Raw genomic sequence first — 22,221 nt, forward strand, 5'->3', positions numbered from 1 at the left:
CCTCGGCCGCGACCGCGCAGGCCGATCACGCTCAATCGCCCGCCGCAAATGCGACACATACGACTGCACCGTCGGCAACGCCGTCACCGGCGGTGAGTCCTTGTAAAGATCGTCGACCAGGGTGTCGATCGGGACGAGCTGCCCCCGGGCGGCGAGCAGCCGGGCCAGCACCGCCCGCTGACGCGGCCCGCCCACCTCGACCCGCCGGCCGCCGTCGTCGTAGACCTCCACCGGACCCAGAACCCGGAACTCCACCGCGTACTCCCTTGTCGGCCGGCCCGGACAGCGCCCAGGCCGCGACGTGGTCAGGGGTGCGACGCCTGCGCGACGTCACACCCGCGACCCTCGTCGCCGGACTGCTCTCGGCCTCACGGCCCCCAACAGCCGGGGAATGTATGCCGGAACCACCGCCCGAGTCGTCCGCCTCGCGGGTGATTTCCACGCCTGCGCCGGCCGCGGGGAGCGTCGGGCCGGCGCAGGCAGCCGTCAGGCGTTGTAGCCTCCGTCCACGTTCAGGACGGCGCCGGTGATGTAGGAGCCGCCGGGGCCGGCGAGGAAGACGACAGGCGCGGCGATCTCCTCGGGCCGCGCGTACCGGCCGAGCGGCACCGAGGCGAGGAACGTGGCCGCCGCCTGGCTGTCGGCCGGATTCATGTCGGTGTCGACGCACCCGGCCTGGACGACGTTGACCGTGATGCCGCGCGGCGCGAGGTCGCGCGCCGCCCCCTTGGAGTAGCCGACGACCGCGGTCTTGCTGGCGACGTAGTCGGCCAGCCCCGGCCAGCCGACCCGGGTGCCCGTCCCCGAGCCGACCGAGATGATGCGGCCGCCCTCCTCCATCACGGCGGCGGCCGCCCGGATCGCCGCCACGACGCCGCCGAAGTTCACCGCGTGCTGGCGGGCGAACGCCTCGGCGTCAGGAACGGACGCGTCGACCGCCCCCACCACCCAGACAGCGGCGTTGTTGACCAGGACGTCGAGCCGCCCGAAGTCGCCGGCCACCGCCTCGACCAGGCCGGTGACCTGCTCGGGGTCCCCCTGGTCGGCCTTGTAGGCACGGGCGCGCACGCCCGTCGCCCTGAGTTCGTCCACGAGGGCCTCGGCCTTGCCCGCGGAGGCGACGAAGCTGATGGCGACGTCGGCGCCCTGCTGGGCGAGCGCCCGCGCCGTCGCGGCGCCGATGCCGCGCGAACCACCGGTCACCAGTGCCACCTTGCCCTCAAGCGTCTTTCCCATGATCACGCCTTCCCGCCGGTCAGTGTCCGATCGCTGGAGCCGGCGCGCCGACGAGCGCCGCCGCGTCCCGGCCGGGGAGCACCATGCCAGCTCCGGTTTGCGGATGATCAGAGCTGTCCGGCCGCAAGGTCTTCTGACGAACGGCAAGCCCCGGACGCATCGTGGGAACCGCCGGCCCGGCGGTGGGCAGCCGGTTCCGCTCGCCGCCACGGCGTCACGGCGTCACGGCGTCACGCCGAGCTCGTGACCCGGCCTACGCGACGTGGGTCCCAGCCTTCGCACAACCAGTACAGAGGACTTCGACATGAGCACGACCGACGACATTCGGTCCGCCCCAGAACCGATCGCCGTGGTGGGCATGGCCTGCCGCCTGCCCGGCGCCCGATCTCCCGAGGAGTTGTGGGGGTTACTGTGCCGCGGCGAGAACACGATCTCCGAGATCCCCGCCGACCGGTTCCCCGTCGACGAGGTCTACGCGCCCGCCTCCGGCACCCCGGGCAGGCTCGCCTCCAGGTACGGCGGTTTCCTCTCCGGCATCGACCGGTTCGACGCGGAGTTCTTCGGCATCTCCCCGCGTGAGGCCGCCGCGACCGACCCTCAGCACCGCATGGTCATGGAGGTGGCCTGGGAGGCGTTCGAGGACGCCGGCCTGGTACTGGAACGCATGCCGGAGCTGACCGGCGCGGTCTTCATGGGCGTCATCACCAGCGACTACTGGGATCAGCAGTCGGGAGCGCTGGACGGCCTCGACGTCCACACGGTCGCGGGCAGCACCCGGGGAGGCAACGCGGGGCGGGTCTCCTTCGCGCTCAACCTCACCGGGCTGAGCGTGGCGCTCGACGCGGCCTGCTCCTCCTCCCTGGTCGCCGTGCAACTGGCCGTGCAGTCGTTGCGGGCGGGCTCGTGCGACGTGGCGTTCGCCGGGGGTGTGAACGCCGTCCTGACCCCCGACCACGCCGTCGGCTTCTCGCAGGGCGCGATGATGGCCCCGGACGGCCAGTGCAAGACCTTCGACGCCCGCGCCGACGGCTACGTCCGCAGCGAGGGCGTCGGCGTCGTCGTGCTCAAGACGCTCTCCCGGGCGCTGGCCGACGGGGACCGCGTCCACGCCCTGATCCGCGGGGCGGCGGCCGGCAACGACGGGCACTCCGACGGTTTCATGGCCCCGCAGGTAGGCGGGCAGCAGGCGACGCTGCGAGCGGCCTACCGCGACGCCGGAGTGGACCCGGCGAGCGTCGCGTACGTGGAGGCCCACGGCACCGGCACCAGCGTCGGCGACCCGGTGGAGATCGCCGCCCTGAACGGGGTGCTCGGGCCGGGCCGGCCGGAGGATCGCCCGCTCCTGGTGGGCTCGGTCAAGACCAACCTCGGCCACACCGAGGGCGCCGCCGGCGTCACCGGCCTGATCAAGGCCGTGCTGTGCGTCAAGCGGGCATGGCTCCCGGCCAGCCTCAACTTCACCACCCCCAACCCCGCCATCCCCTGGGACGACATCCGCGTGCGCGTGTGCGCGGAGGCACAGTCCTGGCCGGCCCAGGACGGGCCACGCCGGGCGGGCGTGAGCAGCTTCGGCGTCACCGGCACGAACGCCCACATCGTCGTCGAGGAGCCGCCCGCCACGGCCGGGCCGGAGCCGGACGGCCCGGATGGCGTCCGTGCGATGTTGCTGCCCGTCTCAGCGCGCACCGCGAAGGCGCTCGGCGCGCTCGCCGGGCGGTACGCGGAGCTGCTCGGCGGCGTGCCGCTGGACCGGGTCGCCCGGGCCGCGGGCGTCCGGCGCAGCCACCACGACCGGCGGCTGGCCCTCGTCGCGAGCACGAGCGAGGAGGCGGCGGCCAGGCTCGCCGCCTTCGCCCGGGACGGCCACGCGGAGGGCGTCTGCGCCGGCGAACTGGAGGATCTCCAGGCCACCCACCGGACGGCCTGGGTCTTCCCCGGGCAGGGGGCGCAGTGGCTCGGAATGGGCCGCGACCTGCTCGGCGAGGAGCCCGTCTTCGCCGAGGCGATCGCCGACTGCGAGACGGCGATGCGCCCGTACGCCGACTGGTCGCTGACCGCCGAGCTGCGCGCGGGGCCGGAGAGCTCCCGGCTCGCCGAGATCGACGTCGCCCAGCCGACGATCTTCGCGGTCCAGGTGGCGCTCGCCCGCCTGTGGCGGTCGTGGGGCTTCGAGCCCGACGCCGTCGTCGGGCACTCGATGGGCGAGGTGGCGGCGGCTCACGTGGCCGGGGTCCTCGACCTGGACGACGCCGCGCGGATCATCTGCGGCCGCAGCGGTCTCGTCCGGGCCGGCATCGCCGGTCAGGGGGCGATGGCGGCCGTCGAGCTGCCGGCCGAGCGCGCCCGTACGCTCGTCGCCGGACGTGGCGGCACGGCGGTCCTCGCGGTGAGCAACTCCCCCACGTCCTGCGTCCTGGCGGGCGAGCCGGAGGAGATCGACGCGATCCTGCGTCACCTGGAGGGCGAGGGCGTCTACGGACGCCGCGTCCAGGTGGACTTCGCCTCGCACAGCCCTCAGATGGACCCGCTGCGCGAGCCGCTGCTCCGGCTCCTCGCCCCTCTGTGCCCCGGGACGGGCGACGTTCCGCTGTGTTCCACCGTCACAGGCGGCTTCGTCGAGGGGCCGGACATGGGCGCGGCGTACTGGGCGGACAACCTGCGCGAGCCCGTCTTGTTCGCGGACGCCGTCCGGCGGCTGGCCGAGGCCGGATTCGACACCTTCGTGGAATTCAGCCCCAATCCCCTGCTCGCGCGGGCGGTCCGGCAGAACCTGCGCCACGCGGGCACGGACGGGATCGTGGTCACGGTGCTCGCCCGCGACGTGCCCGGTCGAAGCGCCCTGCTGGAGGCCGCGGCCGAACTGTACGTCCACGGCCGCGCCGTCGACTTCTCCCGGCTGCAACCCGGCGGGTCGGCCGAGGTCGCCCTTCCCCCTATCCCTGGCAGCACAGGCGGTACTGGAAGACGGCCGACCGGGCGGCGGCACGTACGAAGGCAGCCGTGGAAGGCCACCCGATCACGGGCCGGGCCCTCGTCCTGGCGCCCGGCGACACCCTGGTCTGGGACTTCGCCATGGACCTCGAACGACTGCCGTACCTCGGCCACCACCGGGTCCACGACCTGCCGATGTTGTCGGGCACGACCTACCACGAACTCGCCCTGGCCGCCGGGCAGGAGGCGTACACCGGCGCGTACGAGGTGGCCGACCTCCGGCTCGAACGCGCGCTGTTCCTGCCCCCGGGGACGCCGCAACGGCTTCAGTCCCGCCTGGAGCCGGCGGGGGACGACGGGCGCCGCCGCTGGACCTGTCACGTCGCGGAGGCCGCCGGCGAATGGGCGCTCTTGTGCACGGCGACGCTGCGCGCCTGCCCGCCCGGCGATCGGGCCGGCCGGATCGACCCGCCCGATCTCACCCGCTATCCGGAGGCGGTGGAGGTCCCGGAACACTACGCGGCGCTGCGCCGCCGGGGCATCCAGCAGAGCGGGCCCTTCCGGTCGGTGACCGCACTCCGTCGGGCGGAGGGGGCCGCGGCCGCCGAGGTGCGCGCGGACGACGGCACCGCCGCCGATCAACGGGCCCACCTGTTCCACCCGGCGCTCCTGGACTCCGCCCTGCAGCCGGTGATGACCCTGCTCGGCGACGACACGGCGGAGGACACGTACCTGCCGGTGGCCACGCGACGCTACCGGGTCCACGCCAGGCCGGAGCCCGGCACGCGGCTCTGGTCCACCGCCGTGCGCGTGGAACGGCCGGAGCCGGACGTGCTGGAGTTCGACGTGCGCGTCAGCGATGACGAGGGCCGGCTGCTCGCCTCCGTCGACGGTTTCCGGATCAGGCGGCTGGTCAGCGAGCTTCCCGAGGTCGTCGAGCACCGGGCCGCGCGCCTGCTGCACGCCATGGAGTGGGCGGAGCTGCCGCCCCTGACCGAGCCCGCGGCCGAAGGCGATCACTGGCTGGTCGTGAGCGGTTCGCCGCTCGGCGCCGAGCTGTGCGCCCGGGTGGCGGCGGCGGGCGGCCGGCCGCTCCTGATCCGTCCTGGCACCGGTTACCGCAGGCCCGCCTCCGGCCGCCGCACGCTCGACCTCGCCTCGGCGGAGGACTGGCGGCTGCTGGCCGAGGAGCGGACGGCGGAGGGGGCCTGGCCTCCCCGCGGCGTGGTCGTCGTGCCCGCCCCGCCTTCGGAGCGGGTGCGGGGGTCGGCTGCCCTGGAGGGCTGCCACGACGTCCTGTCCGTCGTCCAGGCGCTGGGCGGTGCGGACTCCGGCGCTTCGCCTCGCCTGTGGCTGGTCACCACCGCCGCCCACGCCCTGGACGGCGACACGGACGTCGTCCCGGCGCAGACCGCCGTGTGGGGGCTCGGCCGGGTGGTCCCCTACGAGCACCCGGAGCTGCGCTGCTCGCTCGTCGATCTGCCCGCCGCTCCCGACGCCTCCACGGTCGCAGCCCTCGTCGCCGAGATGGTGAACGACGGCCCGGAGACCGAGATCGCCCTGCGGCCCGGCCGCAGACACACCAGCCGGCTGCGCCGCCGTCCGCTGCCCGCGGCCGGTCCGGTCCCGGTGCGGCCGGACGGGACGTACCTGATCGCGGGCGGTTTCGGCGGGGTCGGGCTGCTCACGGCGGAATGGCTCGTCGGGCGTGGCGCGCGTGACGTCGTCCTGGTGGGACGCTCAGGCGCGCCGGCGGACGCGGAGGAGCGGATGGCGGCCATGCGCGCGGCCGGGGCACGCGTCCATCCCGTCGTGGCCGACATCGCCTCCCGGCAGGATCTCGCCGAGCTGCTCGACGACCTCGCCCGGCGGCTGCCGCCGCTGCGCGGTGTCGTCAACTCCGCCGTCGTCCTGGACGACGGCACCCTGGCCCAGCTGGACAGGAAGCGGTTCTTCGCCCCGATGCCGCCCAAGGTCGAGGGGTCGTGGCAGCTGCACGAGCTGACCCGCCACCTGCCCCTCGACTTCTTCCTCCTGTACTCCTCCGCGGCCTCGGTGATCGGCTCGCCGGGGCAGGGGAACTACTCGGCCGCCAACGGCTACCAGGACGGCCTCGCCTGGCACCGGCACGCGGCGGGCCTGCCCGCGCTGAGCGTCAACTGGGGGCAGTGGGCCGCCACGGGGCAGGTCGCCAAGGCAGCCAACGATCTCCGGCTGGACGAGCGGGGATTCGCCGGGTTCGCTCCCGCCGAAGGGCTGGCCGTCCTCGACCGCCTGCTCGCCGATCCGCCGGTCCAGGCGTCGGTCATGTCGTTCGACCCGGTGGCGTGGACCCGCCACTTCCCCGCCCTGCGTGGGGCGTCCGCGCTGCGGGAGCTGGTCGAGGGTGAGCAGGTGACCGAGGAGCAGGGAGCCGGGCCGGTGCCCGGCCTGCTCGCCGCCGAGGACGACGAGCAGGCCCTGCGGATCGTCACCGCGTATCTGTGCGCGCAGGTCGCCGCCGTCGTCCAGCTTCCCCTGGAGGAGGTCGGCGCCGGGCTGCGCCCGCACCGGATGGGCCTGGACTCGCTGATGGCGGTCCAGCTCCGCAACCGCATCGCCGCCGACCTCGGCGTCACGCTGCCGGTGGCGGTCTTCCTGCAGCGCAGGACGATCGAGGAGCTCGCCGCCCTGGCCCTCACCCACCTGCGTGAGCAGGCCGGCGCCCCCGAAGGGGCCTGACCGTTCACCTGAGCCGCCGGATCCGGGACGTGTCCCGGGCCCGGCGGCTCTTTCAAGGTGTCAGCCGCTGACGCGCAGGGTCCCGCTCATCGCGGGGGACGGCGAACCGGTGGGCTGGTTGTCGTACAGCAGCCCACCGGTGGCGTCCCAGGCGCGCAGACGCACCTGGTCCGCACGGCCCGGGACCGTCCCGGCGTCGACCGCGGTGAGCTCGAAGACGGCCTTCGTCCTCCCGGCCCTGCCCGTGCCACGCAGCGTGGCGGTGCCGTCGGCCGCCACCAGCACCTGGTAGGAGGTGCCGGTGAGCTCGAACCGGGGGGCGGCGTAGCGCAGCTCACCCTTCGGGCCGCCCTTCCTGCCGTCGTAGCGGGCCAGGACGTCGAACGACGCCTGCCCCGCCAGGTCGCAGCCGGGCTCCAGCCGGCAGGACCCGGCCGGTGAGGCAACGGTGCCCGTGCCGACCAGGGCGGCGGTCCGGTCGTAGACCCGTACGTACACCTTCCGTCCTGCGGCGGTGTCGGCCGTGGCCGCGGCCTTGCCGCCGTCGGTCACCGTCACCGAGATCGGGTAGACGCCCGGCTCGGTGAACACGTACGGCAGGCTGACCGTCCCCTTGCCGGAGCTCTCGGCGAGCGCGCCGGCCACCTGGTCGTCACCGACGTTCCAGGTCGCGGTGTGGGTGTCGCCCTTGCCCTGATCGGTGAACGAGGCGGTCAGCAGCACCGGTTCGCCGGCCTTGGCCACCGTCGCGGGCTCGGTCAGCGTCACCACCGGGGCGGCGTTGCCGACCTGCACCTTCACCGTCGCCGTACCGGTGGCGCCCTGGTCGTCCGTCACCGCCAGGGTGACGGTGAACCCGCCGCTGCCGGTGAAGGCGTGCTCCAGCTTCAACTGGCCGGCGGAGAGGGTGAGCGGCTGCGGGCCCGTCCCGTCGCCGTAGTCGGCGGTGAAGGTCCAGCTCGTGGAGTCGGGGTCGGTGAACGAGCCCCGCCCGATCCAGGTGGCGCCCTGGACCACAGTGGCGGGGCCGGTCAGCGTCGCCACCGGCGCCTTGTTCGACGGCTGGCCGGGGGCGACCGTGACGCGGAACGTCCCACTGCCCTCCAGCTCGCCGTCGTGCACCTTCACCGTGACCGGGTAGACGCCGGCGGCGGCCCACTGGTGCTCCAGCGTGATCGTCTGCCCGGTCGTCGTGACCGGCTGGGCGCCGGCGCCGTCGCCGTAGTCCGCGGTCGCGGTCCAGGACGTGGAGTCCGGGTCGGTGAACGTCACCGTGCGACGCAGCACCTCGCCCACGCCCGCCGTGGCGTCCTGGCCCGCCGCCACCTGCGGAGCGGTGTTCGGCCCAGCCTCCTCGATCACGTACGGGACCACCGCGGTGACCGAGGTGGGGTGCTTGTCGTCCGTCAGCAGCACCAGGGCCATCCCCGAGGTGGCGGCCGTGAAGGTGCGGCTCGAGGTGATCGTCCCGCCGCCGGGTTCCTCGGTCACCTGCGCGTCCACCGGCTCCCCGCCCCAGGAGACCCTGGCGGTGTGGGAGTCACCGGCGTCGGGGTCGGTGAACCGCACCTTCAGCGCGAACGGTTTGCCCACCGTGCCCTTCAGCGGGGCCGGCGGCACCACGATCTTCGGCGGGGTGTTCTCCGTGCCGGTCCCCTTCAGCGTCACCGTGAAGGCGGGCGGCGCGTTCTCGGCGGTGGTGAAGGTCAGCTTCCCGGTCGCCTCGCCCGCCCGGGTGGGGGTGAAGGTCACCTTGACCGGGCAGGCGGCTCCCGCCTCCAGCTCCGGCGGGCAGGCGTTGGTCTGCGCGAACGCGCCTTCGACCGCGATCGCCTTCAACGGCATCGGCGTGTCCGACCGGTTGGTCAGCGTCACCGTGCTCGCGTTGCTCGTCGATCCCACGGAGACCGGCTCCGTCCAGGTGATGCCGGAACCGCTCAGGAACGGCAGCACCTTCGCCCTGGTCGAGGCCACACCGTTGGCCGGGACGGGATCGGAGACCGTGAGGCTGGAGGCCGAGGCTTGCGTCTTCAGCTCGGTGTCCACCGGCAGGTCGGCCGGGATCCTGGCGGTCACCTCGAAGGTCGCCTGCCAGCCGGGCTGGAGCAGCTCGATCGTGTCGCGGAGCCCGTCCTTGATCGCGGTGCAGGCGCCCCGCCAGGCGTCGCAGGTCGCCCCGGCGGCCACGGCGTGCGGGATCAGCACGTCCGCCCGCACCTCGGTCGCGTTGTCCGGGCCCTCGTTGGTCACCGTGGTCGTCCAGGTCACCGTCCCGCCCGGTCCGGGCTCGGCGGGCGACACGGTGTGCTCGATCTTCAGGTCCGCCTGCGCGGTGGTCGGCGTGAGCAGGAACGACCGGGGCGACTGGGTGAACCCGGCCGAGGTCGTCGAGCGGTCGCGGACGTATCCCCGTGCCACGATCTGGCCCGAGGAGTTCACGTCGTTGAGCCACGCCGTGGCGCCCGTGGCGGTGTTGCCGACCAGCCCCATGCACGGGACCGTCGTCTCATCGTCGTCGTAGGGACACAGCGGCCGCGGCAGCAGGGCGGCCAGCAGGTACCGCTTGCCGTCCCGCCACAACGCCGGCTCCGCCGGCTCGTTCTCCGACGGCTGGGAGTAGCCCACGACCAGTCCGTTGTCGTTGACCGCGGTGGCCACGCCCAGGCCCAGGTCGCTGCCCTGACCGTCCTTCCAGGTCATCGCGTGCTGTCGGGTGTTCGAGCTGCCGTTGCAGTCCAGCCACCCGGCCGCCTGTCCCGAGGCGTTGACGTCCAGCGCGTACCCGCCGGGTGACGCGCAATCGGTCGTGACCAGCTTCTCGACCGTCCCGTCCCGGTACACCGCCGGTACGTAGTGCAGCGGATTACCGAAGACGTCCCGTTTGAGCACCTGTGTGGCGCTCACGACGCCCCGGGGGTTGATCCGCGGCCCCACGTCGCCGTTGCCGCGGTCGGCCTCGAAGTCGTCGGGCAGTGCGACGGGCGGTCCCTGGTCCCAGATCGCCGGCTTGCCGCCGGAGAACCCGACCACCTGGTTGCGGTCGTTCAGATCGTAGGCCCTGCTCAGCTCCCCGGCGGGAGCGTTCTTGGGATGCAGGTCCTCCGCCTGGCCGCCGGCTCGGTAGACCACGGCGTGCTCGGTGTACCCGCCGCCGGTCCCCACCATCGCCGACCCGGCCACGTCGCCGGCCTCGTTGATGCCGCGCGCCGTCGAGTCACAACTGCCATGGCCGTCGTCCGTGCACGCCGGGCCGGACGGCTCGGTGAAGGCGCCGTCCTGCCAGCGCATGGCGCGGGTCGTGGGCTCCGGCCCCGTCTTCGTCGTGACCGTGGTCGCGACCTGTCCTCGATCGTTGAGCGCCACCGCCACGGCCGGGTGCGCGTCGTCCCCGATCTCGGTCACCGTGTACGACCCGAACCGGGCGACCACCGTGTGCGGAACGTCCATCGTCAGCGTCAGCGCGCCACCCGGCCGCTCCTGGCCGTCCACGTTCCATCCGAGCGGAATGCGTCCTGCCTCCGCCTTCGCGGTCAGCGTCACCTTCGTCCCGGCCCGGTAGGTGTCCTGCGCCGGTGACGCCGACACCGAACCGCCCGGATCGGCCGACATCGTCAACGCGAACTCGCGCGTGTCCTCCTTGGCCACCTCGATCGCCGCGCTGGCACTGCGCGACCCCTTCGGGGTCTGGGCCTGGACGACGACGTGGTAGTCGCCGTCGGCGAGCACGTCGCTGCGCCCGCCGTACACGCCGTCACCGGCGGAGCCGTCGCCGTGCTCGCCGTCGTAGGCCAGTTGCAGCGGGACCCGGGAGGCGTCGTCGGCGATCAGCGACGCCTGCACCGTCGCTCCGGGCACCGGCTGTCCGCCGTCGGTGAGCGTGACCGTCACGGCCGCGCGGCCGTCCTCGGACGTCTCGGCCCCGGGCGTGATCTGCACCGGGTTGCCCGCGATCCAGGCGGCCAGGTCTACCTTCACCGCCTCGGCGGCCGTGTTGGTCACCTCCAGCTTCCACACGCCGGTCTGCGGCATGGCCACCCGCAGCCCGCCGAAGAGCTGCTGGGCCGCCTCACTTCCCGCCGTGTACGAGCCCCTGACCGTCCCCGCGGGATCGCGGAGCGACAGCCCCACCGTCTCCGGCAGCAGCCCGACCACGCCGAACGCCGTCCCCTGCGGAACGTCCACCGGCAGGCTCGATGTCTGTCCCGGCTCCACCGTGGCCGACAGCGCGGCGAACACCGGGGCCGCGTCGTTCCCGGCCGCCGCCGTCTCCGATGCGGACTGCTGGAGCGTGCCCTTGTTCTCCGGCGCCGATCCGCCGTCGAGGGGCGCGCCGGAGAGCACCGACGCCAACCGGGGCCTGACGTAGTCGAGGTAGACGCGGGGGGCCGAGGTCATGGAGGTGTGGATGATCTTCATTTCCTCGGGATCGGGGACGAACTCCGCCGCCGCGCTCCAGTCGGGAACGACGCCGTCACTGTCGTACGGCCCCTTGAAATTCGCGCTCTCGCACGGCAACGGCATTCCCCGGCCCACGAGGTTCGAGATCAGCGCGAGATTCGTCCTCGTGACCCTCGGGTTGAACTTCCCGTCCATGAAGGCCACGGAGTTCTCCTTGAGCGCGGGGAACATGGGAATCTTGCCCTTGACAGCCTCCATCGCCTCCACGACCATGTCGGCGCAGGGGGTTCCGCGGTTGGGCGTGCCCATCTCGATCAGGTTCCGGACGGGCGTTATCCCGTTACCTGACGGCACAAGATAATGCAGGTAATAACGGCTGATGTTCCCGCCCATGGAATGGGCGATGATGTTGACGGTGTTCGCCTGTTCGCGCTCGCGCACCTCCTGGACGTACTCCGCCAGGACGGCCGCGTTGGCGGCGATGGTCTTGGTGCGCTTCTCCTTGTCGCCGGGGTCTCCGGTCTCGAGCTTCAGATCCGGCCGCAGCCTGGCGCTGCCGAGCACGTACGGCTCCAGCTCCGGGTTCACGTCCTTGAGGATGGCGGCGACGTTGCCGAACGCCTTCTGCGCGTCGCTGGCGAAACCGTGCACCAGCACGACCGGCGACGGCCTGACCTTGATCTTCTCCGTCTCCGTGGAACGGGTGACACCGCCGTCGACGTACAACTCGGCGGTCACCGAGCGCGCGGAGTTCGCCTTTCCTGCATGCCACGCGTAGCCGGCGGTGTTCCAGACCACGCGTTTGGTCACCGTCGCGCCCGCCGCGAGGACGAACTCGTCCTCCCACAGCACCTTGCCGGACACGTCCTCGACGACCTTCAGCTTCCGGAACCAGGCTTCGTCGTCGGGGTTGGTCAGCTTCATCGTGACGCGGACGTAGTTGCCCTCGACCGCCCCGTCATCCGGTAGCGGGACCCAGTCGTCGGAGGAGAACAGCTTCGTCTCGAACGACATCGAGTCGATGGAGATCTCCAGGAACGGCGTCTTCATCACGAACGCGCGGACGTCGGAGGCCGCGCCCTTCCTGTGCATCACACCGAAGATCTCGCCGAGCTCGTTGACGCCGGTGGCCCGATCGAGGACGAAGGGAAAGTCCGCCGGCACGTGGTTGTTGAGGTCGACTCCCATGTCGGCCACGTACAGCGCCGCGTGCTCGTCGGGAACGGGATCGCCGGGGGTCTTCTGGTAGTACATCCAGCCCGCGCCCACGGCCGCGTTGTTGATCGCCAGCACCTGGCCGCCCGCGGCGGTCTTCTGCTTGCGGGCGAGCCCGTCCTTGTCCCAGATGAGCGGGACGTAGCCGCCGTCCTTGCCGAAGCCGGCCGCCTCGCCGCGCTCGTTGATGTCGTAGGCCCAGGTGTCGGAGCCGTCCAGGTACTTCAGGGCGTGCTTGCCGAGATCCAGGTTCTTGCCGGGCGGCAGCTTCCAGGCCGTCGCGTGACGACCCCAGCCGCTCGGGTCCAGGGAGGTGTTGCCGACCACCCAGCCGCGGTCGTTGATCTTGAAGGCGCCGTCGCGGTAGTCCTTGAACTTCGCGAACCTCTCCACGCGGCCGTTGGACAGCCGCTTCCAGGTGAGCCCCACCGCCTCGCCGTTGTTGTTGACGGCCTGCGGATCCTTGAGCTGACCCAGGTGGGTGACCGTGCCGTCCTTGTAGATGTAGGCGTAGGACTGCTCGCCGTCGCCGGTCAGGTGGTAGGTGCCGAGCACCGCGCCCTGGTCGTTGACGTCGTAGGCGGTGCTGGCGTTCGCGTCCACGCCGAGGGCGGCGTGCAGGTCGCGGACGCCGTCTTTCTCCGACCAGACGGTGGCTCTCGGCTGGCTGGTCTCACCGTCCTTCACCCAGCGCGCGCCCACGAGCTGGCTCTTGTTGTTGGCGGAACGGATCACGGCGCCGGTCCCGACGGCGCCGAGATCGACGACCGGGAACACGTACTCACCGGCCGTCCGGCCGGTGGCGGCCGTCGCCGGATCGGGGACGGGGACGACGAGCGAGGAGACCACTGCGGCGAGCGTGGCGAGCGTCGCCCGCCGCACCAGGGCAGTGCTGGATAACCAGGTCAAAGAGAACTCCGGGGATGCGGCCGCGAAATGCGGCACAGGACGTGTCTGCCGGGAGCCACGAGAGCTCCCGGACCGGGAGAATCCCCCAGCGGACATGTGGTCCGCTTGCGGTGACATGTGGAAGGGGTCCTGCGGGGCGGCGAGTCTCGCCAACCGTTCGCTGATCGCCTCGAACGGCTCACAAGGACGGCGGGACCGGCCGGCGTTCAGGACGGACGGTCGCCGTCGCAGGCAGTGTCGAGCAGCCGCAGGGCCGCCAGCCGTACCGCACGGCAGATGGCCAGGGGCGCGTAGAGCTCCTTGGCCTGCCACAGCGGCGGGTGCCGGTCGGGGTCCTGCCGCCGGAGGAACAGGCGGGCGCGCGCGGCGGCGGAGGGGCCGCGCGGGTCGGCGCGTCCCGGCCGTGTGCGCAGCAGCACGTTGACGGCGTACGCGGTCTCCTCGCTGGTGCCGCCCCAGATGCCCCACGAGCCGTCGGCGTTCTGGGTGTCCAGCGTCCAGTCCACGGCCCGCCGTACCGCGTCGCGGCCGTCGGCGGCGAGGTCGAGGGCCAGCGCGCAGTGAGAGGTCGCGTAGTACGGCGAGGCGTGCCATTTGTCCGTCCACGACCCGTCGGCGTGCTGGACGCCCGCCAGCCATCGCGCGATCTTGCGAACGGCCGCCTCGTGCCGCGGGCCGCGACCGGGAGACTCGGCGAACGCCTCCAGGACGTGCGCGTTGGCCGTCGGCGACGCGGTGCGTTCACCGTGCCAGCAGCAGAAGTGGTCCTCGAGCTCGAACTCCCAGAGGCGGTCCGGGGCGAGCGGCCTGCCGCGCCTGGCCAGGGTCGCCAGACCCGCACCGGTCGTGTCGGCGTCCGGCGGGAGCCCGGGGGCGCCGCCGATCGCGCCGGCCGCGAGGCTCTGCTCCAGATCGGCCATGACCGGCTCCGGCACGCGTACGTCGAGACCCGCGCCGATCAGCGCCCCGATCACCCAGATCCGCTCGAACCGGTAGAGCGGGTAGGTGCCGGGCAGCGCTCCCCCGTACGCGGCGACCGCCGACTCCAGGAAGGAGATCGAGGCGGGTTCGGCGATCGGCGGGGTGCCGAGCCAGGCGGCCGTGGCGGCCGGGGAGCAGCCGACCGCGCCCCCGGCGGGCCTGACCGTGCGCGCCTGCCGGGCGAGCGGCCCCATGATCTCCAGCGAGTGCCACAACTTGGCGGTGACCTCGCCGGTCGCGCGCAGGCGTTCGCGGGCGAGTGCCAGTGTCCCGGGGTCCGAGCCGCGGGGCAGGGGCAACGTGCCGGAGGCCCACGCGTCCAGGCCCGTGATCGGCTCCGCGGTGAGCCGGTCGAGGTGCGCGTTCAGATCGGCGACGAGCGCGGGGGCGATCAGCTCGGCGGCCACCAGGTCGGGGAGCGCGACGCCGCCGTCGAGCAGCGCTCGCAGCGCGGCCAGGCCCCGGGCGGCGGAGGCGGCGATCCGGCCCGCCCCCGCGCCGCCCTCGCGGGAGAGGGTCAGCAGCGCCTCGGTGGCGCTCAACGTCGGGACGAGCGCGTATCCGCCGGTCCCGCCCCAGGTCCCGTCGGGCCGCTGGTGGTCCAGCAGGAAGGCGAGCCGGTCCGCGCGGCCGGCCAGCCAGGGCGCCAGGGTCGTCACCCGGCCGGTGTCGTAGAAGGACGGCGAGCTCTCCCCCAGCGGGCGGACCGTCAGGCTGGCCAGCACGTCGTCGGCGGCGATCGGCTCAAGCATGTTCTTCCTTCCAGGTGTGGCCCGCGTCGGCCAGCTGGTACATGCGGATGCCCCAGGTCATGATCCGGTCCAGGGCGACGGCGGCCGGGGTCCCGGCGAGGGGACGCAGTCCCGCGCGGCACCGGGCCACATGGCGGGCCAGCCGCTCGGCGACCTCCGCCTGCGACAGGCCCAGGGTGAGCGCGTCCACGGTCCCCTCGGCCCGTTCACGGTCATGTCCGCGCAGGTCGTTGGCCAGCCGTACGGCCGTCGAGGCGTCGCGGAGCGGTTGCCGCAGGGCCGGGAGCCAGGCGCGCACGTCCTCGGGGTCCATCGCCGACCAGGCCGCCGTCGCCTGCATGGCCAGGCCGATGCTGCCGCGGGCGTGCCGCAGGTACTCCTCGACGCCGGGAGCCCGCCCGCCCGCGGCGACCGCGTCGGCGGCCCGCCGTTCGAAGAGGGTTCCGCGCAGGTGCTCGACGGCCGCGCGCCGCCACCAGGCCGCGACGGGCCCGGTGACGCGGTCGCGCAGGTCGGCGAGGGAAGCGGCCAGGGCGTCGCCGGGCTCGGGGTCGCCTCCCTCGACGACCGCCAGGCAGCGCGCGACCCCGGCCTCGACGCTGTCGTCGGCGCTGTCGTCGGCGCTGTCGTCGGCGCTGTGCGGGACGGCTCGGGGGGCGTCCGACCAGGCGTCGACGGCCAGCAGCCAGGCCGCCGTCCCGGCCAGGAGCAGGCAGGCGTCGGCGTCGAGCCAGGGCGTGCAGGTGGCCGCCGTCAGGCAGCAGAGGGGAATCACGGCCGGGTCGAAGGGCGGGCCGTGCCGCTCGGCCCATCCGGTCAACACGCCCATCGTGTCGAGGGCGGCGGTCGCGGCGTCGGCGGCGGCCACGACGTTCAGCGACCGCTGCGCCTCGAACGGCCCCGCTTCCAGGTCCGCCAGGCCGAACAGGCGCGGGTCCGGCACGTGCGCGCCAGCGGCGCCAGCGGCGTCAAGGGTGTCAGGGGTGTCAGGGGTGTCAGCGGTCACGGCGGGCGGCCCAGGAAGCGAGCAGGGCGAACTCGGCACGAGCGGCGGCCGACATCGGCCCGGCCCGTTGCACGCAGGCCAGGGCGGCGTCGATCTGTGACTCGGCCTCGCGCTCGGCCGCCTGCCTGCCGCCGGCGCGCTCGATCACGTCGCCCATCAGCACGATCTCCTCAGCGGTGGGCGGATCGTCGCGGCGGTACACCTCGGCCAGCCAGTCGCCCGGCTCGCCCGGCCGGGCCAGCGCCGCGAGCACCGGCAGCGTCTTCTTCCGCGCGGCCAGGTCGTTGCCCACCGGCTTCCCGGTGCGGTCGGCCCTGCCCCAGATCCCGAGCAGGTCGTCGGCGCATTGGAAGGCGACGCCCAGATGGCGGCCGAACCGATCCAGCTCCTCCGCCTGGCGTGCGGACGCGCCGCCGAGCAGGGCTCCGACGGCACAGGCCGCCCCCAGCAGCGCCCCGGTCTTGCCCTCGGCCATCGCCCGGTACTCCTCGACGGTGATCGAGTCGCGGCTCTCGAAGGCCACGTCCTGGCTCTGGCCGCGCATCAGGTCGGCCAGCGTGCGGATCATCACCTCGATCGCGGCCGGCTCGCCGGTCTCGGCCAGCACTTCGAGCGCCAGCGCCCACAGCGCGTCTCCGGCCAGCACGGCCCGGCCCACGCCGAAGCGCACCCACGCCGCCGGACGGTGCCGGCGCGTGCGATCGTCGTCGATCACGTCGTCGTGCAGCAGCGAGAAGTTGTGCACCAGCTCCACCGCCACCGCGCCGGCGACCGCCTGCCGCGCGTCGCCGCCCGCCGCACGGGCTCCGGCCAGCGCGAGCGACGGCCGCAGCGACTTGCCGCCCGCGGCGGCGGAGCCCCGCGACCAGCCGAAGTGGTACTCCGCCACCTGCCGTACGGGGTCGGGCAGGGTTTCGACCGCCTGGCGCAGGGCCGGCCGCACCAGCTCCTCGACGTCGCGGGCCAGGGTCAGGCCGGGCGACGTCAGGCTGAAGGCCGGGCCGGGCGCGGCGTCGTGCCTTCGCGGGGGGATCGGCGCGCGGCCGTCCGGTCGTTCCGACGACAGTGTCTTTCCAAACTCAGGCGACATCTCGGTCTCCTCAAGGGGGCCCGCCGGGACGCGGCCAAGCCTCATCCGCGCTCCTTGAGATCGGCTGGCGAGGACGCGCCGCTCACCGATCCCCCGGGCGCGGGAGGCCACTGGTCATCCGCAGGTGTTCACAACCGGGCCGCAGGGACGCCGGGGAGCCTGGCCGGGCGGCGAGCCCCTGCTCGCTCCATGAACCCCACCCGAGGAGACGAAGCCATGAGAACCTCCCCCGAACGGGTCCCGCCCGGCCGCCGGGCCGGCCTGCGCAGGTCAGGGGTGTGACCGGCATGGACCTCTACGACGTCCAGGACGTCCTGCGCTCCATCGACGCGCATCCCGTGCCGGTGCTCCTCGCGGGGGCGGTCGCCAACACCGGCGCGTACATCATGTACCTCGAAGGCATCCGGCTGGGGTTCAGGCAGCGCACGTACGCGATCCCGGTGTTCGCCAACATGTACTTCTTCGCCCACGACGTGGTGTTCGTCGGGCTCTTCGCGCACTGGTTCTCCGAGATCGACCATTGGCTGTTCAAGCTGTTCTGGGGCGCTCTGCTGGTGTTCGCCGTGCTGGAGTGCGTCGTCCACTACCAGACGATCAGGTTCGGGCGTCGCGAGCTGTCGCCGGGTCTCAGCCCACGGCAGTACGTCGCGGGCTACGTGGCCGTGCAGGCGGCGGTCGTCGTCCTGTTCTGGTTCCTCTACAGCAACCTCGGCGACCCGCTGTTCCTGGTGACCTTCTCCACCACGATCGTGGTCGCCGTCGCCTGGTACATCCCGCTGCTGCTCAGGCGCGGCGGCCGCGAGGGGCAGTCGCTCCTGCTCGCGAGCGGCCTGGTGCTGCTGAACGGCTACTTCCTGCTGTTCCTGCCCCAGCTGTCGGACGCCTTCAGAACCCCCGTCCACTACGTCACCGGCGCGACCGTGGCCGTGGTGACCCTGGTCTACCCGTGGCTGCTCACGCGGTACCCGGTCGCTGCCACAGGCCGACCATCTCGGCGTACAGGGGCGACCGGGTCATCAGCTCCTCGTGGGAGCCGGTGAGCACGGCGGTGCCGTCCATCAGCACGATCCGCCGCGCCCTTCGCGCGGAGCTGATCCGATGCGCGATCACGACGAGGGTGCCGGGCCTGGCGGCGAACGCCAGCTCGGCCCTCGCCTCGGCGGCCGGGTCCAGGTGGCACGTCGCCTCGTCGAGGACGACCAGGCGGGCCGGGGAGGCGTACGTCCGGGCCAGGGCGACTAGCTGCCGCTCACCGGCCGACAGCGTGGACGGCTCGTCGATCACGGCGTCCAGGCCGCCGAGGCGTTCGACGAGCGGCCCGGCCCCCACCTGGTCGGCCGCCTCGCGCAGGCTCTCGTCCTCGGCACGGGTGCGGCAGAGGTAGGCGAGGTTCTCCCGGACCGTCCCGGCGAACACGTACGCCTCCTGCGGCACGAGCGCCGTCATGGCCCGCGCCTCGTGCTCGGCGATCGACGGCAGAGGCACGCCGCCGAGCCGGATCCCGCCTCCGGTGGGCTGCCGGAGCCCGGTGAGCAGCATGGACAGCGTGGACTTGCCGATGCCGCTGGGGCCCACGACGGTCAGGTGCTCGCCTTCACGGATCGTAAGGTCGAGGTCGCGTACGACGGGGGTCGCCTGCGGCGCGTAGGCGAAGCTCAGCCGCTCCGCCCGTAACTCGTGACCGCTCGGGGAGAGATGCCCGCCGGGCGGGACCGGGACGGCCGGGACGTCGATGGTCTCGGCGATCCGGCGTGCCGCGACGGCGAGCGCCACGCCCCAGCCCCCCACCGTGCTGACCAGCGCGCGCAGGGCGGGATCCAGCCCGGTGGCCAGGTAGGTGACGGCTCCGACGACCTCCCCGGCGCTGAGCCGGCCGTCCTGGATCAGCGGCCGGGCGACGGCCAGCAGGCCGAGCAGCGGGAGGTGCGCGCCGACGGCGACGACGAGACGCCGGCCGAACACCGCCCGCGCGAGCGCCCTGGTGGCCGTCGCCTGGGCGGTGACCGCCGGTTCCAAGGTCGCGTACGCCTGGCTCCCGGCCCCGCAGGCGGCGACGTCGCGCAGGCCGGTGAGGATCGGGGTGGCCTGGGCGGTGAGCGCCTCGTCGGCGAGGATCAGCTCGCGCTGGCGGGCCATGAGCACCCGGAGCAGCCTCGCGAACACGGCCAGCGCCACGAGCACGGGCCCGGCGGCGATGGCCGCGACCAGCGGCGAGAGCGCCAGCAGCCCGCCCAGCGCGGCGACCAGGGCGATGCCCAGCGAGCGGCTGCTGCGCAGCAGCGCGGACACCAGGTTCCGCAGCATGTCCACCTGCTCGGTGAGCCGGGTGGCGGCGGCCGGGTCGGGGCGTTCGGCCGTACGGGCGGCGCGGGTGACGGCGGCGGTGACCACGGCGCGCACGAGGTCGTCGCGCAGCGGCTCCACGACGGCGGCCAGGTGCGGGAACATCAGCCGGGTGGCCACGGCCCTGCCCAGCATGGCGATGCCGAGAAGGGCGAGCCAGGTCAGGCCCCTGGCCGGGTCGCCGATCAGGAAGCCCTGGTCGATGGCGAGGGCGATGAGCAGCCCGGACAGCCAGGCCGGGCCGGCTTCGACCAGGGCCCAGGCCATCGCCATGGCGAGCGGCCGCCTGCGGCGGCGCAGCAGGGTGAGCAGGAGTTCGCGTCCGCTCGTGGTGGACGCGTCCTGCGCCGGGGCGGGCCGGCGGGGGCCCGCCTGCGGGGGGCGGGTCAAGGACGGGCCTGCCACTGGTTCTCCTTCCCGGCCGCCCCACCGCTGATCGCCCGGGCGCCGGCTGGTTCGGTGCGGTCCGATGGGGTGTCCGATGGTTCGGTGTCCGATGGTTCGGTGTCCGATGCGAAGAGGGCGCGGTAGGCGGGGTCGTGCCAGAGGGTCTGGTGGGTGCCCTGGGCGCGGATCCGGCCGCCGTCGAGCCAGACGACCCGGTCAGCCCGGCCCGCGGTGGTGGCGCGATGGGCGACGACGAGCCGGGTGGACCCGTGCATGCCCGTCACCAGCGTGCGGGTCACCTGCGCCTCGGTCACGGTGTCGAGACTGGAGGTGGCGTCGTCCAGGATGGTCAGGCGGGGGCGCCGTACGAGTGCGCGTGCCAGGCCCAGGCGTTGGAGCTCGCCGCCGGACAGCGGCGCGGCGTCGGCGGGCGTCCGGTAGCCGTCCGGGAGGCGGAGGACGACGTCGTCGATGTGCGCGGCCCGCGCGGCCCGCCGGACGGCCTCCCGGTCGATCCCCGGGACGCCGTAGCCGATCGCGGAGGCGAGGTCGCCGCCGAGGAGCACGGGACGCTCGAAGGCGTAGGCGACCGCCTCCCGCAACGCGTCCGCGTGGACGGCGGCGAGGTCGTGCCCGTCGAGCAGCACCGTTCCCCGGTCGGGGTCCATCAGCCGCCCGGCCAGCAGCGCCAGCGTGGTCTTGCCGGCCCCGGACCGCCCGACGACGGCGGTCAGCGCTCCGGCGGGGATCTCCAGGTCGACGCCGTCGAGGAGGACGGCGTCCGCGCGGGTGACGGTGACGCCGCGGAACGACACCGCCCCGGGACCGGCGGGCAACGGACGGGTTCCGGGGGCCGGGGACGACAACGCCAGCACCTCCGCCACCCGCCGCGCCGCGGACCGGGCGTTGGCCAGCCCCATCAGCCCGTCGACCTGGCCGAGGAGTCCCAGGCCGAGTGCGGTGTAACCGGCCACGGACAGCAGCTGTCCCGGCTCCAGCCGGCCGTCCAGGAGACCCAGCCCGGCCACCGCCAGGACCAGCACCTCCACCAGCGGCAGCAGCAGTGTGAGCTGCAACACGCTGCGCGCCTGGGCCCGCCACAGCCCGTGCCCGGCCTCCGACAGGTCCGCCATCGGCGCGAGCACCCGGGTGATCTCGCGGTCGGCGGTCCCCGACGCCCGGATCGTACGGATGCCGGCCAGCGCGTCGGTGAGCCGCGCGGCGAGCCGGCCCTGAGCCTCCTGGTAGCGGCCGTGCAGCCCGGAGACGCGGGCCACGAACAGTCGCATGATGATCGCCGCGACCGGCACGGCGGCCACGAAGGCGGCGCCCGTCCGCCAGTCGGTCACCAGCAGCGCGACGATCCCGCCGGCCGAGGTGAGCACCCCCGTCGCCATGGACAGCAGCGTCAGCGGGACGGAGGCCACGGTGGCGGTGTTGTTCACCAGGCGGTTGGCCAGTTCGCCGACGGGATGGGCCCGGGTCCCCGCGACTCCGAGCGTCAGGACGTGGGCGACGAGCCGCACGCGCAGGGCTGACGTGGCGGACGCGGCGCAGGCCGCCCCCGCCAGCGCCACCACGAGATCGGCGCACACCGTGGCCGCCAGGACGAACGCCGTCAGCCAGGCGGCCCGGCCGCCCTCACCGGCGAGAACACCGTCCACGGCGGCGGCGAGCACGGCGGGCGTGGCCAGCGCGGTGGCCGAGCACACGAGGGCGGCCGACGCCGTCACCGCCAGCGGCCCCCACGCCCCGCGCGCCGTGGACCTCAGAAGCCGGTCGGCGTGCCTGTACGTCGCCTGATGCTGCGGCACGCCCGGTACCTGATCCGACATCGTCTCCTTCTCGGACGTCTTTCGTGTCGTGGTCGGTTCGTTCGCGGCCCTCAGCGCTCACCTGGGAGGCCGCCGATGTGCGGTGAGGCCCGGGACAGGCGCCCCGGGCCTCACCTCATTCAGCTGTCCGTCCGGTCATCACCCGGTACGCCGCAGGCGTCCCGGACGGCTCAGTACCAGCCGCCGGTGGTGGTGATCGTCTGGGTGTTCATGGTGGACCCGCTGCAGTTGACGCTCACGTCGAAGCAGGTCATGTCGCAGTACATGAGGCCGGCCTCGTCGGCGGTCGGCAGCATGTCCAGGGCGGAGACGTTCAGCTCCATGGCAATTCCCTTCCCTATGGTGGTGAGCGGGCGGCCGCCTCGTGCGGCGCCCCTTTTCACGGCCGGTCCCGGAGCGCGTCCGTACCGGCCGAGC

11 protein-coding genes and 2 pseudogenes are annotated in these 22,221 nt (G+C 73.6%); 4 read left to right on the top strand and 9 right to left on the bottom strand.

The annotated features are described in order from the left end of the window. A partial coding sequence (locus ACIBK9_RS33490) for a winged helix-turn-helix domain-containing protein (protein WP_397162597.1) occupies window positions 1-255 on the bottom strand: 255 nt, incomplete at its 3' end. A 231-nt stretch (window positions 256-486) separates the two neighbouring features. Further along, window positions 487-1,236 (bottom strand): SDR family NAD(P)-dependent oxidoreductase, encoded by a 750-nt coding sequence (locus ACIBK9_RS33495; RefSeq protein ID WP_397162598.1) that lies wholly within the window; start codon window positions 1,234-1,236, stop codon window positions 487-489. Window positions 1,237-1,594: 358 nt separating this feature from the next. Between ACIBK9_RS33495 and ACIBK9_RS33500 the strand changes: the two are divergent. The 3 genes and pseudogenes from ACIBK9_RS33500 to ACIBK9_RS33510 form a co-directional block, all read left to right on the top strand. Further along, window positions 1,595-4,051: pseudogene (locus tag ACIBK9_RS33500) on the top strand (type I polyketide synthase); the annotation flags it as partial. Between the two features lie 185 nt (window positions 4,052-4,236). Further along, window positions 4,237-4,485: pseudogene (locus ACIBK9_RS33505) on the top strand (hypothetical protein); the annotation flags it as partial. Window positions 4,486-4,665: 180 nt separating this feature from the next. Beyond that, on the top strand, window positions 4,666-6,888 hold the full coding sequence (locus tag ACIBK9_RS33510; protein WP_397163076.1) for a type I polyketide synthase: 2,223 nt from the start codon (window positions 4,666-4,668) through the stop codon (window positions 6,886-6,888). Window positions 6,889-6,948: 60 nt separating this feature from the next. Here the strand turns inward: ACIBK9_RS33510 and ACIBK9_RS33515 are convergent, their stop codons facing one another. The 4 genes from ACIBK9_RS33515 to ACIBK9_RS33530 all read right to left on the bottom strand — a co-directional run bounded on the left by ACIBK9_RS33515 (window position 6,949) and on the right by ACIBK9_RS33530 (window position 17,239). Next, complete coding sequence (locus ACIBK9_RS33515; protein WP_397162599.1) at window positions 6,949-13,410, bottom strand: PKD domain-containing protein; 6,462 nt, start codon at window positions 13,408-13,410, stop codon at window positions 6,949-6,951. Between the two features lie 206 nt (window positions 13,411-13,616). Beyond that, window positions 13,617-15,143, bottom strand: coding sequence for a prenyltransferase/squalene oxidase repeat-containing protein (locus ACIBK9_RS33520; RefSeq protein ID WP_397162600.1), 1,527 nt, complete (start codon window positions 15,141-15,143; stop codon window positions 13,617-13,619). Then, window positions 15,136-16,086 (bottom strand): terpene synthase family protein, encoded by a 951-nt coding sequence (locus ACIBK9_RS33525; protein ID WP_397162601.1) that lies wholly within the window; start codon window positions 16,084-16,086, stop codon window positions 15,136-15,138. Before ACIBK9_RS33525 ends, ACIBK9_RS33520 begins: the two co-directional genes overlap by 8 nt. A gap of 52 nt (window positions 16,087-16,138) precedes the next feature. After that, window positions 16,139-17,239: a polyprenyl synthetase family protein gene (locus ACIBK9_RS33530; RefSeq protein ID WP_397162602.1), complete on the bottom strand. Its 1,101-nt coding sequence runs from the start codon at window positions 17,237-17,239 to the stop codon at window positions 16,139-16,141. 287 nt (window positions 17,240-17,526) lie between these two features. On the opposite strand from ACIBK9_RS33530, the gene ACIBK9_RS33535 reads away from it, so the two are divergent. Continuing rightward, window positions 17,527-18,279, top strand: coding sequence for a hypothetical protein (locus ACIBK9_RS33535; protein WP_397162603.1), 753 nt, complete (start codon window positions 17,527-17,529; stop codon window positions 18,277-18,279). On the opposite strand, the gene ACIBK9_RS33540 is transcribed toward ACIBK9_RS33535, so the two are convergent. The 3 genes from ACIBK9_RS33540 to ACIBK9_RS33550 form a co-directional block, all read right to left on the bottom strand. After that, complete coding sequence (locus ACIBK9_RS33540; RefSeq protein WP_397162604.1) at window positions 18,194-19,987, bottom strand: ATP-binding cassette domain-containing protein; 1,794 nt, start codon at window positions 19,985-19,987, stop codon at window positions 18,194-18,196. The two genes, ACIBK9_RS33535 and ACIBK9_RS33540, sit on opposite strands and share 86 nt — an antisense overlap. Continuing rightward, window positions 19,969-21,804, bottom strand: coding sequence for an ABC transporter ATP-binding protein (locus tag ACIBK9_RS33545; RefSeq protein ID WP_397162605.1), 1,836 nt, complete (start codon window positions 21,802-21,804; stop codon window positions 19,969-19,971). Before ACIBK9_RS33545 ends, ACIBK9_RS33540 begins: the two co-directional genes overlap by 19 nt. Window positions 21,805-21,974: 170 nt before the next feature. Further along, window positions 21,975-22,127, bottom strand: a complete 153-nt coding sequence (locus ACIBK9_RS33550; RefSeq protein ID WP_397157544.1) for a hypothetical protein — start codon at window positions 22,125-22,127, stop codon at window positions 21,975-21,977. Window positions 22,128-22,221: the final 94 nt, after the last annotated feature.

Origin of the sequence: Nonomuraea sp. NPDC050227 (assembly GCF_044459705.1) — a bacterium.
GTDB lineage: Bacteria > Actinomycetota > Actinomycetes > Streptosporangiales > Streptosporangiaceae > Nonomuraea.